Source organism: Nonomuraea sp. NEAU-A123, assembly GCF_018603905.1.
In the GTDB taxonomy this organism is placed as follows: domain Bacteria; phylum Actinomycetota; class Actinomycetes; order Streptosporangiales; family Streptosporangiaceae; genus Nonomuraea.
In genome coordinates, this window is the sequence record NZ_JAHFZZ010000007.1 from 433,043 (window position 1) to 446,998 (window position 13,956).

Annotated in this window: 14 protein-coding genes; 4 read left to right on the plus strand and 10 right to left on the minus strand. The window is 70.3% G+C overall.

Features of this window, described 5'->3' with window-relative positions; genetic code table 11:
* Window positions 1–49: 49 nt before the first annotated feature.
* Complete coding sequence (gene nadA, locus KLK06_RS24195; RefSeq protein WP_214637842.1) at window positions 50–1,207, plus strand: quinolinate synthase NadA; 1,158 nt, start codon at window positions 50–52, stop codon at window positions 1,205–1,207.
* A gap of 14 nt (window positions 1,208–1,221) precedes the next feature.
* Here the strand turns inward: nadA and KLK06_RS24200 are convergent, their stop codons facing one another.
* The 7 genes from KLK06_RS24200 to KLK06_RS24230 form a co-directional block, all read right to left on the minus strand.
* The gene (locus KLK06_RS24200) at window positions 1,222–1,839 is read right to left on the minus strand and encodes an SIMPL domain-containing protein (RefSeq protein WP_308168417.1); all 618 of its coding nucleotides are present in this window, start codon (window positions 1,837–1,839) and stop codon (window positions 1,222–1,224) included.
* A 36-nt stretch (window positions 1,840–1,875) separates the two neighbouring features.
* Window positions 1,876–3,993, minus strand: a complete 2,118-nt coding sequence (locus KLK06_RS24205) for a serine/threonine-protein kinase (protein WP_214637843.1) — start codon at window positions 3,991–3,993, stop codon at window positions 1,876–1,878.
* Between the two features lie 67 nt (window positions 3,994–4,060).
* On the minus strand, window positions 4,061–5,479 hold the full coding sequence (locus tag KLK06_RS24210) for an alpha/beta fold hydrolase (protein WP_214637844.1): 1,419 nt from the start codon (window positions 5,477–5,479) through the stop codon (window positions 4,061–4,063).
* Between the two features lie 25 nt (window positions 5,480–5,504).
* Entirely contained in the window at window positions 5,505–6,062 is a 558-nt protein-coding gene (locus tag KLK06_RS24215; RefSeq protein ID WP_214637845.1) for a hypothetical protein, read from the minus strand.
* Between the two features lie 5 nt (window positions 6,063–6,067).
* Complete coding sequence (htpX, locus tag KLK06_RS24220; protein ID WP_214637846.1) at window positions 6,068–6,967, minus strand: zinc metalloprotease HtpX; 900 nt, start codon at window positions 6,965–6,967, stop codon at window positions 6,068–6,070.
* A 2-nt stretch (window positions 6,968–6,969) separates the two neighbouring features.
* On the minus strand, window positions 6,970–7,248 hold the full coding sequence (locus KLK06_RS24225) for a hypothetical protein (RefSeq protein ID WP_214637847.1): 279 nt from the start codon (window positions 7,246–7,248) through the stop codon (window positions 6,970–6,972).
* Window positions 7,245–8,057: a PspA/IM30 family protein gene (locus KLK06_RS24230; RefSeq protein WP_214637848.1), complete on the minus strand. Its 813-nt coding sequence runs from the start codon at window positions 8,055–8,057 to the stop codon at window positions 7,245–7,247. Before KLK06_RS24230 ends, KLK06_RS24225 begins: the two co-directional genes overlap by 4 nt.
* Before the next feature lie 153 nt (window positions 8,058–8,210).
* Here KLK06_RS24230 and KLK06_RS24235 point away from each other — a divergent pair, with 153 nt between their 5' ends.
* Window positions 8,211–8,795: a DUF3043 domain-containing protein gene (locus KLK06_RS24235; protein ID WP_308168418.1), complete on the plus strand. Its 585-nt coding sequence runs from the start codon at window positions 8,211–8,213 to the stop codon at window positions 8,793–8,795.
* 7 nt (window positions 8,796–8,802) lie between these two features.
* On the opposite strand, the gene KLK06_RS24240 is transcribed toward KLK06_RS24235, so the two are convergent.
* Complete coding sequence (locus KLK06_RS24240; RefSeq protein ID WP_214637849.1) at window positions 8,803–9,771, minus strand: SMI1/KNR4 family protein; 969 nt, start codon at window positions 9,769–9,771, stop codon at window positions 8,803–8,805.
* A 56-nt stretch (window positions 9,772–9,827) separates the two neighbouring features.
* Here KLK06_RS24240 and KLK06_RS24245 point away from each other — a divergent pair, with 56 nt between their 5' ends.
* Window positions 9,828–10,829: an aldo/keto reductase family protein gene (locus tag KLK06_RS24245; RefSeq protein WP_214637850.1), complete on the plus strand. Its 1,002-nt coding sequence runs from the start codon at window positions 9,828–9,830 to the stop codon at window positions 10,827–10,829.
* Window positions 10,830–10,895: 66 nt separating this feature from the next.
* On the opposite strand, the gene KLK06_RS24250 is transcribed toward KLK06_RS24245, so the two are convergent.
* Window positions 10,896–11,102 carry a hypothetical protein gene (locus KLK06_RS24250; protein WP_214637851.1) on the minus strand — a complete coding sequence of 69 codons (207 nt, stop codon included), beginning with the start codon at window positions 11,100–11,102 and terminating at the stop codon, window positions 10,896–10,898.
* Window positions 11,103–11,811: 709 nt separating this feature from the next.
* Between KLK06_RS24250 and KLK06_RS24255 the strand changes: the two genes are divergently transcribed.
* The gene (locus KLK06_RS24255; protein ID WP_214637852.1) at window positions 11,812–12,807 is read left to right on the plus strand and encodes a bifunctional adenosylcobinamide kinase/adenosylcobinamide-phosphate guanylyltransferase; all 996 of its coding nucleotides are present in this window, start codon (window positions 11,812–11,814) and stop codon (window positions 12,805–12,807) included.
* A gap of 202 nt (window positions 12,808–13,009) precedes the next feature.
* Here the strand turns inward: KLK06_RS24255 and KLK06_RS24260 are convergent, their stop codons facing one another.
* Window positions 13,010–13,810 carry an ABC transporter ATP-binding protein gene (locus KLK06_RS24260; RefSeq protein WP_214637853.1) on the minus strand — a complete coding sequence of 267 codons (801 nt, stop codon included), beginning with the start codon at window positions 13,808–13,810 and terminating at the stop codon, window positions 13,010–13,012.
* Window positions 13,811–13,956 lie beyond the last annotated feature (146 nt).

Genomic DNA, 13,956 nt, shown 5'->3' on the forward strand with positions numbered 1-13,956 from the left:
TGCGCCCCATATGTCATGATGAGTATCGTCAGTTCGACGATAAGGGGGTATGGCCATGGCCACCCAGACTGGGCTGCCGCTCTTCGTTCTCGGCCGGGACGCCGATCCACACAGCGAGAAGGGGGTCGACTGTCCTGGTGAGCTGCCGCCCGCCTCCGATCCGAACCTGGTGGAGCGGGCGCGCAAGGCGAAGGAGGCGCTCGGTGACCGGCTGTTCGTGCTGGGCCACCATTACCAGCGTGACGAGGTCATCCAGTTCGCCGATGTCACCGGTGACTCCTTCAAGTTGGCGCGGCAGGCCGCGGCCAGGCCGGAGGCGGAGTTCATCGTCTTCTGCGGCGTGCACTTCATGGCCGAGTCCGCCGACATCCTGACCGGTGAGACGCAGAAGGTGATCCTGCCCGACCTGGCGGCGGGCTGCTCGATGGCGGACATGGCCACCTTCGACCAGGTCGAGGAGTGCTGGGAGGCCCTGGAGGACGCCGGTCTCGCCGATCAGGTGATTCCCGTCACGTACATGAACTCCAGCGCCGACATCAAGGCCTTCTGCGGCCGGAACGGCGGCGCGGTCTGCACCTCCTCCAACGCCAAGCGAGCTCTCGACTGGGCCTTCGAGCAGGGCGAGAAGGTGCTGTTCCTGCCCGACCAGCATCTCGGCCGCAACACCGCGGTCCTGGAGATGGGCATGTCCCTGGACGACTGCGTCGTCTGGAACCCCCACCGCCCGAACGGCGGCCTCACCCAGGAGCAGCTCGACCGCGCGCGGATGATCCTGTGGAAGGGCCACTGCTCGGTGCACGGCCGTTTCACGGCCGAGTCCGTCGATGACGTACGGCGGCGCATCCCGGGCGTCAACGTGCTCGTCCACCCCGAGTGCAAGCACGAAGTGGTGCTCAAGGCGGACGACGTCGGCTCGACCGAGCACATCATCAAGACGCTGGAGGCGGCCCCCGCAGGTTCGAGCTGGGCGATCGGCACCGAGCTGAACCTGGTCAAGCGGCTCGCCACGATGTTTCCCGACAAGAACGTCTCGTTCCTCGACAAGACGGTCTGCTACTGCTCGACCATGAACCGGATCGACCTGCCGCACCTGGTGTGGGCGCTGGAGTCGCTGGCGCTCGGGGAGGTCGTCAACCAGATCACGGTCGACGACGACACCGCCCACTGGGCCAGGGTCGCCCTCGACCGCATGCTGGCCCTCCCCTAGCGCCACGGGTTCCGCTAGTCACCGAAGGCGTAGACGACCCGGACACCGATCGACAAGGTCTGGTGTCCGGGGCTGATCGACGCCTTCTCCTCCGCCGCGAACGTGGCGAACGCCAGCGGCTGCGGCCCGCCCCTCAGCTCCTCGGTCACCGAGACGACCCGGCCCAGCGGGCGCCCGGCCAGTTCGGCGTACTGGGCGGCCTTGGCGGCGGCGTCGCGGAACGCCCGTACCCTCGCCTCCACCAGCGCCCCGGCGGGGTCGGACAGCTCGAACGAGACGCCGTTCAGCCGCGCCTCCTCACCCACCGCCGCCACGGTGTCGATCACCCGGTCGGCCCGCGACAGGTCGCGGACCAGCGCCTCGACGCCCTGCGCGGCCCTGTAGGCGGCCACCTTGGGGTAGACCTCGTACTCGGGGCCGAGGGACAGCTCGCTGGTGCGCAGGTCCTCAGGGGCGATGCCGGCCCCTTTCAGCGCCTCCGTGAGCCGGGCGGCGGCGGCCCGGACGGCCGCGAAGGCTTCGGCGGCCGAGGTCTTGCGTACCTCGACGCCCGTGTTCAGTCGCATGACGTCGGGTGCGGCCGAGACCGCACCCTCGCCGGCGACGGCGATCTGCTCGTGCTCCGTTTCCACGCGTACCCCCTTGGGTCCGTAGGATCGGCAGGTTCGTCAGGGCGTCCCGCGGCTGTAGCGCAGGCCCATCTTGTCGAACTCGGCCTGCTTCGCCGCGGTGGCCAGCACTCTGCTGATCTGCCCCTTCAGATCGATGACAACCGCCTCGTAACCGGCGCCCTTGGCCCGCCACACGGCCAGGTGCTGGTCATCCCACCAGCCGATGAGCCGGTTGGAGGCGAAGGGGATGGTGACGGGCGTGCCGCCGCCCGTCGTGGACCTGGCGCAGAGGGTGTCACCCGCCGTGCCGCAGTGCGACAGGAACAGCCCGCCCGACGGGGAGACGTCGTCGCCCTCCACCCAGACGGGCGAGCCCGCGCCGGTCAGCGTACGCAGCGCGTTGCCGTCCAGGTCGTAGAACTTCATCCTGCCGCCCACCCACGTGCCGACGGCCTGCCCGTCGGCGTCCCAGAAGAAGCGCCACTCGCCCGCGCCCTTCTCCTTGACCTCGTAGACCTTGCCGGTGCCCCGCTCGACGTCGATGACGCCGTAGCCGTACTCGACGCTCTTGCCGCCCGTGTCCTTGAAGAGCGTCACCAGGCCGAGCTTGCCGTCCGGCGACCAGCGCGGCGTCGTCGGGAACACCGGCTTGACGCTGAGCTTCACCGTGCGCTTGGCGCCGGTCCGGTGGTCGATGATCGACACGAGGCCGTAGCCGTCGGTGCTGTAGTCGACGTCGGTGGCCAGCGCGCGAGTGCCGTCGGCGGCCAGCGCGTACTCGTAGTAGCGGCTGTTGAGCGTGAAGTCGTCGGACGCGGCCCGCCGGACGTAGACGCGCTTGCCGCTGTCCAGGCTGTAGGCGGCCAGTTTGATCGGGTCGGAGCCGTTCTCGCGGATCTCGACGGAGCTGCCGGGCAGCGCGATCGTCCGGGTGGTCTGGTTCGTGCTGGACGTGGGGGTGGGCGTCGGGGTCGGGCTTGGTGTCGGCGTGTACGAGGGTGAGTTAGCCGTGTTGTTCGTGTTGTCGGGCGTCGGCGAGGACGTGATGCCCGGGTCGGGCAGGGACGCGAGCCGTACCACGACGATGGTGCCGACCGTGGCCAGCGCGAGCGTGCAGGCGACCGCCGTGGCGACGATCCACCCGGTGCCCCGCCTGCCGCCTGTCCGGGTGGGCGGCAGGGGAAGTGGGAGTTGCTGCTGGTAGAACGGGGGTGGAGGAGGCTGCTGGTACGTCTGACGCATCGGCCCCACCGGCGGCGGTGCCCAGCCCGGCGGAGGCATGGCGCCCGAGACCATCGGCGGGACCGGACCCGAGGCGGCCACGGCCGTGCCCTGGCGCAGGAGGCCGGGCGAGGCGCCGCCGGGCCCGTGGCCGAGCAGCCGCATCAGCGCCTCGCTCGCCGTCGGCCGCCGCGCGGGATCCTTGGCCAGGCAGTCCGCGACCAGCGAGCGCAGCGCCGGATCCGCGATCGGCGTCACGTCGGCATCGGTGTGGATGATCCGGTTGACCACCGCGGCCAGACTGTCCTGCCCGAACGGCGGCTGCCCCGAAGCGGCGAACAGCAGCGTGCACGCCCACGCGAACATGTCCGACCAAGGCCCGGGAGCCGCGTCCGTGAGCTGTTCGGGCGCCATGAACGACGGCGTCCCGATGGCGCTGGCCGTCAACGACGAGGTCAGGTCGAGCGCCCTGGCGATGCCGAAGTCGATCACCCGGGGCCCGTCGGAGGCCAGCACCACGTTCGACGGCTTGAAGTCGCGGTGCACGATGCCCGCCTGGTGGATGGCGACGAGCGCGGTGACCGTACCGATCGCCAGCCGATGCAGCGACGTCCCCGAACGCGGCCCGTCCGTGCGCACCACGTCGTCGAGCGTCGGCCCGTCGATGTACTCGCTGACGATGTACGGCAGGCGGCCGAACAGCCCCGTCTCGATGACCTGGGCAGTGCAGAAGGGCGCGACCCGCCGCGCCATCGCCACCTCGCGGACGAACCGCTCCGACGCCTCGTGGTCCCCCGCCAGGTCCGCGCGGAGTAACTTCACCGCGACCCGCGCGCCGTTGGCGGCGGTCGCCAGGTAGACGGTCCCCTGCCCGCCCTCGCCCAGCCGCCCCGACAAGGTGTACTCCCCCACCGACGCGGGATCCCCTGGCCGAAGGGCCGCGAGGTCCGGCATTGTGCAACCCCCATATATGGCGTCTTTTCCGCCATTCTGGTGGGTTACGCCGCTCCCCGTCAGCCCATCAGCGCAGGCGGCGGACGGCGTCGGCGATCGGGGCGGAGGCGGCGAGGTGGATTCGGCGGGCCGAGGCGGCCAGGTGGACGAGGTCGGCGTTCAGTTCGGCGGCCGGCCGCGCCCGGCCGCGCGCTCTCCCGCGCGAGCTGATCACGGTCACGGGCACGTCGGGGAAGGCGTGCCGGGCCCTGACGCGGCGCAGGTCGGCGGCCATGTCGTGCCGGGCGAGCCACTCCCCCGCCGCCGCGGCGAGCCCCCGGCCGGTACGGTACGCGCGCCCGTGGTCGGGCAAGCCGTTGACCAGCCGGTGGACGGCCGGACCCGCCAGCAGCGCGAGCGCGGTCGCCCCCCACGCGCCGCCCAGCGCGGGCAGCCACTGGCCGAGCGTCCGGCCGAGCGATGAGGCGCGGCGGCGGCGGTCGTCGCGGCTCGGGTCCACGAGCACCAGCCGGGACACGCACATCGGATGCAGCCGTACGAACGCCTCCGCGTGCCAGGCGGCCACCGAATGGGCGACCACGGTGACCTGTTCGGGATGGGCGGGGGCCAGGGCGGCCAGGCGGGCGGCCTCGCCGTACAGGGTGGGCGGGGCCGGCGAGGCGGGGCTGCGGCCGAGACCGGGCCGGTCGAAGCGGACCACCCGATGGCTCCGCGCCAGCTCGGCGGCCACCCGATCCCAGTGGAACCACGCACCGCCCAGCCCCGCGCTGATGAGGACGACCGGCCCCTCCCCCTGAACGACCACGTGCGCCCCCGAGCTCCCCACCATCCCGGAAACCACACCACCGAACAGCGAACCACCCGAAACCGGGCCGCTGTCGACCGGGTCGTCGGCCACCAGCAGCCGGAGTGCGACGTACACGAGCCACATCGCCGTCAGCGTCGCCTGCGCGCGCTGCGCCACCCCCGCCAGGTACCCGCCCGCGACGGCCGCCAGCGTCAGCGCGGTGGCGCCCAGGGCGGCGCCGGTGATGAGCCAGGCGCCGTACGCGTTCCAGCACCGGCTCAGCAGGGCCATCGCGGCCAGTACGGCGACCGTGGCGAGGACGCCGGTCACGGCGTGGACGTGGTGGGAGAGGGACAGCGGGGTGAGTTCGCAGACCGGATCGCCCAGTGCGGCGCAGTCGAGCGGGAACAGCCCGCCGGCGATCACGAGGACGCCGAACACCGCCAGCGCGAGCCAGCCGGACCACTCGCGCCGCACCCTGTACGTCACCGCCACCCCGAGCACGATCGCCAGGCCCGACAGCACGTCACTGGTCCTGAACAGGCGCGTCGACGGCTGGTCGCGCGCCGCCAGCTCGCCGACCAGGCCGTCGGTCCGGTCGACCAGCGGGCTGGTGAACTGGCCGGGCATCCACGCGCTGTACAGCACGGCGGCCACGACGAACGCCGTGGCCGCGAGCACCAGCAGTCTTCGCTCCACGTGATCATTAGATCACCCGGTGCGATCAGAGCCCGGGGGCACCCCATACCGGGAACCAGCGGCCGAGGTCCTGCTCCAGCGGCAGCTCGCCCTCCAGCGCGCCCCTGGCCTGGAGCTCCAGCGCGTTGTCGCGGTGCTGGCCGGACAGGGGCGCGAACGGGTAGAACGTGCCTCGCTTGTACAGGTAGACGACCGCCAGCCGCCGGCCGTTGGGGTCGGTGAACGACACCAGCGAGCAGAGCAGCGAGGGGCCGAACCCGGCGCCCTCCATGGTGGAGTTGACCGCGTGGAGCTCGGTGACCAGGTCACTGACGTCGTCGGGCGAACGGCGTACCAGGAGCCAGGTGTAGCCGTAACTGTCGGACGACTTGTCGACGCGGTCGCCGAGCAACTCGTGCACGTCGCGTTCGAGTGTGGCGAACGCGCCGCCCTCCGCCGCGCGGAAGCACACCGAGCCGAGACCGGTGGGGACGAGACCGGTGGCGGCCTGCAGCGTCACCGCCGCGGACGGCAGCGCGAACAACGCGTCGAGGTTGGGTTCTACCGGCTTCGACCGGCCTAGCAGGGTGTCGAGCCAGCCCATGCGGTTTAGCCCCTTCCGAGCTGGGCGGAGATCCTGGCCAGTTGCTCCAGGCGGCGCTCCAGCGGTGGGTGGGTGGAGAACAAGTTGGCGATGGAGGTGCCCTTGGCCAGCGCGGGGGCGAAGTAGAAGGCGTTGAACGGCTCCGCCTCGCGCAGGTCGCGGCTGGGGATCCTGGCCATGTCGCCGGTGACCTTGGTCAGCGCGCTGGCCAGGGCCGAGGGCCGCTGGGTGAGCAGCGCGCCCGCCCGGTCCGCGGCCAGTTCGCGGTAGCGCGACAGGGCGCGGGTGAGCAGGAAGCTGATCGCGTACACGACGATCGAGACGAGCATGATGATCAGCCCGATCGGCAGGCCGCCGTTGTTGTCGCGGCTGCGGCCCAGCCCGGTGTACAGGGCGAATCTGGTCATCAACCCGGCGACGATGCCGAGGAACGAGGCGATCGTCATGACCGCCACGTCGCGGTGGGCGACGTGCGACAGCTCATGTGCCAGCACGCCCTCCAGCTCCTGGGGCTCCAGGCGGCGCAGGATGCCGGTCGTCACGCAGAGAACGGAATTCTTCTGGTTGCGGCCGGTGGCGAAGGCGTTGGGGACATCGGAATCCGCTATCGCCACCCGAGGCTTGGGCATGTCGGCCATGGCGCACAGCCGGTCGACCATGCCGTGCAGCTCGGGAGCCTCTTGCGGTGAGACCTCGCGGCCGTGCATCGCGAACAGCGCGATGCGATCGGACAGGAAGTACTGCACGAGCAGCAGGCCCCCGGCGAACACCAGCACGACCAGAGCCTGTACGCCCACGGCGATCAGGACGCCCACGAAGGCCACGTAGAGCAGCCCGAGCAGGAACATCGTCACGACCATACGGCTGGTCAGGCCGCGGTCGGGCGCGAACCGCGTGCTGCTCATGGCTAGCCCGGAATGAGACCCTGGTCGCCCAGCATCTCCCGGACCTCCTCGATCGAGGCGTCCGCGGGGGGAAGGATCAGCTCTGACGGCTCAAGGCTGTCGTCGGGAAGCGACTTGCCCACGTGGCGAACCTTGTCGAGGAGGGCGTGCAGCTTGACCCGGAAGCTCGCCTCGTCGCCGGACTCGATGGCCGACTCGAGCTCGCTGTCGAGCTGGTTCAGCACGGAGATGTCCTCGGCCGAGATCTCGACCTGCCCCTCGCCCATGATTCTGACGATCATGCGCCCTCCCCAGGCTGGCGCAACTGCTGCGTCTGCGACTGAGGCTGCTGCTGGGGCGCGGCCTGCTGACCGCCCTGACCCGGCTCGATGGCGCTCTTGGGCGCGGGACCCTGGCCGAGCTCGGCCTTCATCCGGGCCAGCTCCAGCTCCACGTCCATGCCGCCGCCCATGCGGTCGAGCTCGGCCTGGATGTCGTCGGTGCGGGAGCCGCTGTAGTCATCGAGCGCGCCGCTGGCCAGCAGCTCGTCGATGGCGCCGGCGCGGGCCTGCATCTGCGCGGTCTTGTCCTCGGCACGCTGGATCGCGAGACCGACGTCGCCCATCTCCTCGGAGATGCCGGAGAAGGCCTCGTTGATGCGCGTCTGCGCCTCGGCCGCGGTATAGGTCGCCTTGATCGTCTCCTTCTTCGTACGGAAGGAGTCGACCTTGGCCTGCAGCCGCTGGGAAGCCGTGGTGAGCTTCTCCTCCTCGGCCTGCAGGTTGTCATGCTGGATCTTCAGGTCGGCCATCTGCCCCTGCAGATTGGACCGGCGCTGGAGGGCCTCACGGGCCAGGTCCTCGCGCCCGACGGACAGCGCCTTGCGGCCCTGCTCCTCGTAGCGCCTGGCCTGCTGTTCAAGTCCGTTGACCTGCAATTCCACCCGCTTGCGCGAAGTGGCGACGTCCGCCACGCCCCGGCGCACCTTCTGCAGCAACTCGAGTTGCCGCTGATAGGAGTAGTCGAGGGTCTCGCGCGGATCCTCCATTTTGTCCAGGGCCTTGTTGGCCTTGGACTTGAAGATCATCGAAAGTCTCTTCATCACGCTCATGCGCGTCGGCCGTCCCCTTCTTAGGTCGTGCTGGTGTTCACCCAGTGCAGCGCAGCCGCCTTGGGATTACCCTACGCATAACGCACGGGGGCGTCACTAAGTTGCCGTCCAGGTAGGGTTGACGTTGTGTTGCGACGCCGTTCCCAAACCTCCGTGGACGACACCCCCGTCCCCATTGACGATCCTAAGCCCCAGGGCAAGGGTCGTCCCACACCCAAGCGCCGGGACGCGGAAGGCAGACGGCGCCAGCCGGTCACCGCGCCCAAGGACCGCAAAGAGGCCTATCGGCAGTCCCGCGCCAAGCAGACGGCCGAGCGCGAGCGGGCCCGAAAGGGCATGCTCGCGGGCGACGAGCGCTATTTCCCGGCCCGTGACAAGGGCCCGGCGCGTAAGTTCGCGCGTGACTGGGTCGACTCGCGGCGGCTGCCGAGCCAGTACTTCCTGCCGTTCTCGCTGCTGATCCTGCTGGCGACCTGGGTCCCGTGGCCGGCCGACATCCGGCCGCTGGTGCTGAGCTACGTGATCACGATCGGCTGGCCGATCATGATGATCGGCGTGCTCTTCACCTCGATCTTCGTGGCCTGGCGGATCAAGAAGCTGGTGGCGGAGAAGTATCCCAAGGAGAGCCTGCGCGGTGTCGGCTTCTACGCCGCGATGCGCGCCCTGCAGATCCGCAAGCTGCGCTTCCCGCCGCCCACGGTGCAGCCGGGCGGCAAGCCGGTGCCGCCGAAGAAGTGACGCCGGCTCAGTCCGCCGTCTCCCAGCGCAGTGTTCCGCGCACCACGCGCGGCCGCGTGCCGTCGACCGTCCCGCCCTGCTCCAGGGCGTCGGCGGTGGCGCGCAGCAGCGCGCCATAGGAGGGCAGGGCCGACGTGCTCAGCATGCCTTCCTGCGCCACGTCCCACGACAGGGATCCCACTTCCGAGTCGATCAGGCCGTAACCCTCGTCATAGCGGTCCTGGAACGGGATCAGCACCCCGGAGAACTCCGGCCCGGGGTCGGCCTCCAGATTGGTGGGGTCCTCCCGGCACATCAGCCGCCAGGCGTCGCGGATCTGCCTGGTCGAGAGCTGCGCACCGTACCCGAGGCCGAAGCCCTTCGCGCCGTTGTGACGTAGCAGCGAGGCGCGCAGGCTGTCGGGGAAGTCGATCCCCATCTGCGACTCGGCGACGGCGATCGTCCTGGCCCGGCCCGGACGCCCCAGCGTCGCGTACGTCTTGGGCGCCTCGGCCTTCAGCCACCGTTCGATGCGCCGCCACTGCCGGTCGACCGCGCGTCTCACCTTCGGATCCAGCGGCCGGACGGTGACCGGGCGCGGCGCGGGGCTGCAGTAGGGGTCGGGGAACACCGGCTTCGGCAGCCGTGAGATCAGCGCGTCGGCCGCGAGCGAGGCGGCTCTGCCCGACTCGCTCACCTGCTCGAGACCCCGATCCACGTACGGGGCTTTCTCGCGTTCCGGGATCGGCATGCCCATGAAGGCGAACACCCCGAAGACGACCGCGGTCAGCGCGCCCAACCCGAACAGCGTCGCCACCGGCCGGGACCTCCCGCGCCCCGCGTAACGGGCCAGATCCACCCTGGTCGGGCGGCCCAGGATCGGCTCGGGGCCGATCGGCTCCGGTTCCGTCTCTGTCCTGCGGGCCCGGCGGCGCACCCGCACCGCGATCGCGGTCAGTATGGCCGCGGTCAGCGCCAACCGTACGAGCTTCAGCACGTCGCGCACCCTATCCCGAAATAGATCACCCCATGAGACCGCCTAAGGTCGGATCTATGGAATTCCGTACCCTTGGTCGCAGCGGTCTCAAAGTCAGCGAGATCAGCTACGGCAACTGGCTCACCCATGGCTCCCAGGTCGAGGAGGACGCCGCCAAGCAGTGCGTGCAGGCGGCGCTCGACGAGGGCATCACCACGTTCGACACTGCCGATGTCTATGCCGGCACCAAGGCCGAATCGGTGCTCGGCCGGGCCCTGAAGGGCGTACGCAGGGAGTCGCTGGAGATCTTCACCAAGGTCTACTGGCCGACCGGCCCCGGAGTGAACGACCGCGGCCTGTCCCGCAAGCACATCACCGAGTCCATCCACGGGTCGCTGCGGCGGCTGCAGACCGACTACGTCGATCTGTACCAGGCGCACCGCTTCGACTACGAGACGCCGCTGGAGGAGACGCTCAAGACCTTCGACGATCTCGTACGGCAGGGCAAGGTCCTCTACATCGGCGTGAGCGAGTGGACGGCCGACCAGATCGCCCAGGCGCTGAAGATCGCCGACGACATGGGCTTCGACCGGATCGTGTCGAACCAGCCGCAGTACTCCGCGCTCTGGCGGGTCATCGAGCCGGAGATCGTGCCGCTCAGCGAGCGCGAGGGCGTCAGCCAGATCGTCTGGTCGCCCATCGCGCAGGGCGTACTGACCGGCAAGTACCAGCCCGGCCAGGCCCCGCCGGAGGGCTCCAGGGCGACCGACGCGAGCGGCGGCGCCGACATGATCTCCCGCTTCATGAACGACGACGTGCTCGGCCGTGTACAGGAGCTCAAGCCGATCGCCGCCGACCTGGGCCTCACCATGGCGCAACTGGCGGTCGCCTGGGTGCTGCAGAACCCGAACGTCGCCAGCGCCATCGTCGGCGCCTCCCGCCCCGAGCAGGTGCGCGACAACGTCAAGGCGGTCGGCGTCAAGCTCGACTCCGGCGTACTGGAGCGGATCGACACCGTTCTCGGCCCGGTGGTCGAGCGTGACCCCACCAAGACGGCCAGCCCGCCGAAGCGCCCATAACATCCCGGGCAGCAAAAACCCCTTGAGCGACAATGACGCTCAAGGGGTTTTTCATTTCTCCTGGACTCACTCCGGACGCAATGACAATCCCGTGTATTCGACCCGGTCCTCGTCGAGCAGCGCCACCTGCTCGACGCCGGATTCCAGCAGCTCACCCCAGTTCTCGCCAAGCCAGGACTCCGCGTCCGCCTGGCTCGGAAAAACTTCTCGCGGCAAAGGGCGATCCGTCACCTCACCACCATTTGCATTTTCATAACGCCACCGCCATGTCATGCCATACGCTCCTTTTCCGCGGGTTCGCCGACGCACCCTCCGACGGCACTGGAACCCTACTCCCGAGCTTGGAGGTCAATCGATGCTGCGCGCATGTCGTGTGGCGACGGGAGTCGCCCTCTGAACGCCCGCCTTCCTCTCCTCCCCCTGCCCGGCCCCCGCCGCACCCTCCATCAGCCCTGACGACCCCGTGCCCGGAGCTCCCGATCCCAACGCCGCACGCCTGTGGAGCGTCTGGCAGAGCGACGGCACCGCGTGGCTCGCGGGCTCGGCCAAGGACGTGCCGCAGGACGGCTCGGTGGTCGGCTGGCGCTTCTCCAGCTCACCCGACGGCACCGCGACGGAACCGCCCCGGGGCGACCTGCCGTCGTTCCAGACGGTGTGCGGCGGGGACGCCGCGGCCTCCTTCAGCCAGCGGTCGTGGTCCGGATCGACTTCGGCGACGCCGAGTCCGACGCCTTCCCCAGCGAGCAGCCGCCCTCGGAGGGGCTGACGAAGTGCGTGACGGGCGCGGAGACGGCCTCCATGGCCTGACTACTGGCCTCGGCCGCCCAGGCCCGCGTGAACGCTCAGGGGGACGTGGTGACGATCAACGACTACCCATCCAGGTCCGACACCCCCAACCCCAAAAGCCCTCAACCCGCTGAGACCCGCAGTTCAGGCTGCGAGCCAAAGGTGCCGGGGTCTATGAGTTTGTACGCTCAGCCCAGTGAAACTCTTTCTCGCCGGTACAGCAGCCCGCACCGGCTGGCCGGAGCCGGCCTGCCCGTGCGCCTCGTGCGCCGGTCTCCCCTCCGGCCACCGCCGGCCGTTCGAGCTCGTGGTCGACGGTGTGGTGCGCTTCCCGTTCGACGACGTGCCGCGCGGATACCGGATCCTCGCCAACGGTCACGGCCTGGAGGGCCCCGACGGCACCCGCCTGCTGTACGCGCCCCAGGACGCCACGACGACCCCAGGCGCCCCGTACGACGTCGTGCTGGTCGATCCGCTCGATCGGCCTGAGCGGATCGGGCTCCTCCGGCGGGCGGGGCTGGTGGCCGACCGTACTCAGGTGGTGGCCGTGGGGCTGGACCACCGGGTCAGGTCCGAGGAGGAGCTGTCACGGCGGCTCGCCTTATGGCGCGTACGGGCCGTACCGGACGGAACCACGCTCGACACCGCCCTCCCCGTGTCCCCCGCTCCAGAACAGCCGAGGCGGGCCCTGTTGCTGGGCGGTTCCCGATCGGGCAAGTCGGCCGAGGCCGAGCTGCGGCTGGCCGCCGACCCGTACGTCACCTATGTCGCCACCGGCTCACGTGGCGAAGGCGACGGCGAGTGGGCGGCGCGGGTACGGGCCCACCGGGAGCGGCGGCCCGCCCACTGGGCGACGGTGGAGACCACCGACCTGGCGGGGACGATCCGCGCGGCCACGACGCCACTGCTGGTCGACGGACTGGGTACGTGGTTGGCGGCGGTGTTCGACGAGCACGGCGCCTGGGACGGCGACCGGGCGCCGGTTGCCGGGCGCTGCGATGAGCTGGTGGCGGCGTGGCGGGGTACGAGCCAGCGCATCGTGGCCGTGTCGGACGAGGTAGGCATGGGAGTGGTGCCCGCGACGGCCAGCGGGCGGGCGTTCAGGGACGCGCTGGGGCGTCTCAACGAACGCCTCGCCGTCGAGTCCGAAGACGTCGCCCTCGTCATCGCCGGGCGCCTCCTGCGCCTGTGACACACGGGGTACGCGCAGCGACTCCCTGAGCGCGACACCGGCGTGGCGCCAGACCGCCGCCATCTCACTGGACCACCAGCATCTTGCTGCACGGTCGGTGTGTTGCTGGACCGCCGCTGTGCCGCTGAACCGCCAACACAGCGCGGAACCGCCGACATCTCACTGGACCGCCGCTCGCGGCGCCGCCGGCGTCCCGCTGGGCCTAGTGGCGGATGGCTCTGGCGTACCAGCGGCCGTCCATGCGGTCGACGTGCAGGGGGCGGCCGAAGCAGTCGGACAGGTTCGTCGGTGTGAGGACGTCCGTGACCGGGCCGGCCGCCAGGACGCGTGCTTCACGCATGAGCATGGCGTGCGTGGTCGTGGCGGGTACCTCCTCCAGACGGTGGGTCACCGTCACAGTGGTGAGCACCGGCCTGGTCATCGCCAGGTCCTCCACCGTCTCGATGAGGTCCTCACGGGCCGGCAGGTCGAGGCCGGCGAACGGCTCGTCGAGCAGCAGCACCGCCGGGTCCGACATGAGCGATCTGGCCACCCTGATCCTGGCCCGCTCGCCCTGGGAGCACACCCGGAACAGGCGTTCGGCCAGGTCCTTGCAGCCCACCTCCCCCAGCAGCCGCAGCGCCCGATCCCGCTCGGCCTCGCCGTACCGGTCCCAGAGGGGGGCGCTCGTGCCCGTGTGGCCGGTGAGCACCACGGTGAGGGCGGTGGCGCCTTCCTCCTCCAGGAGTTCCTCGTCGATCAGCCGCTGGCTGGAGGCCACCAGGCCGATGTGGCGCCGCAGCGAACGCACGTCGACCCGGCCGAGCCGGTGGCCGAGGATGCTGGCCGTACCCTCTGTCGGGTGCCGTATGGCGGCGGCCAGCGAGAGCAGCGTCGTCTTGCCGGCACCGTTGGGCCCGAGCACGGCCCAGTGCTCGCCGTACTCCACTCGCCAGTCGACCCCACTCAGCAGCGACTTGCCGGCGACCCGGACTCCTACGCCTTCGAGTTCAACAACGTGCATCCGGCCACCCTAGTGGCCGCCCCCGACCGCGATCAGCGTCCGATGGTGGGGTGTATTTCTATTTTTTACGGCCAGCCCGGTGAGCCCCACCCGCCATACGGGGTTGAGGTCTGTCCAGGGGCACGCTCCTCCGGTTTACGGGGCTG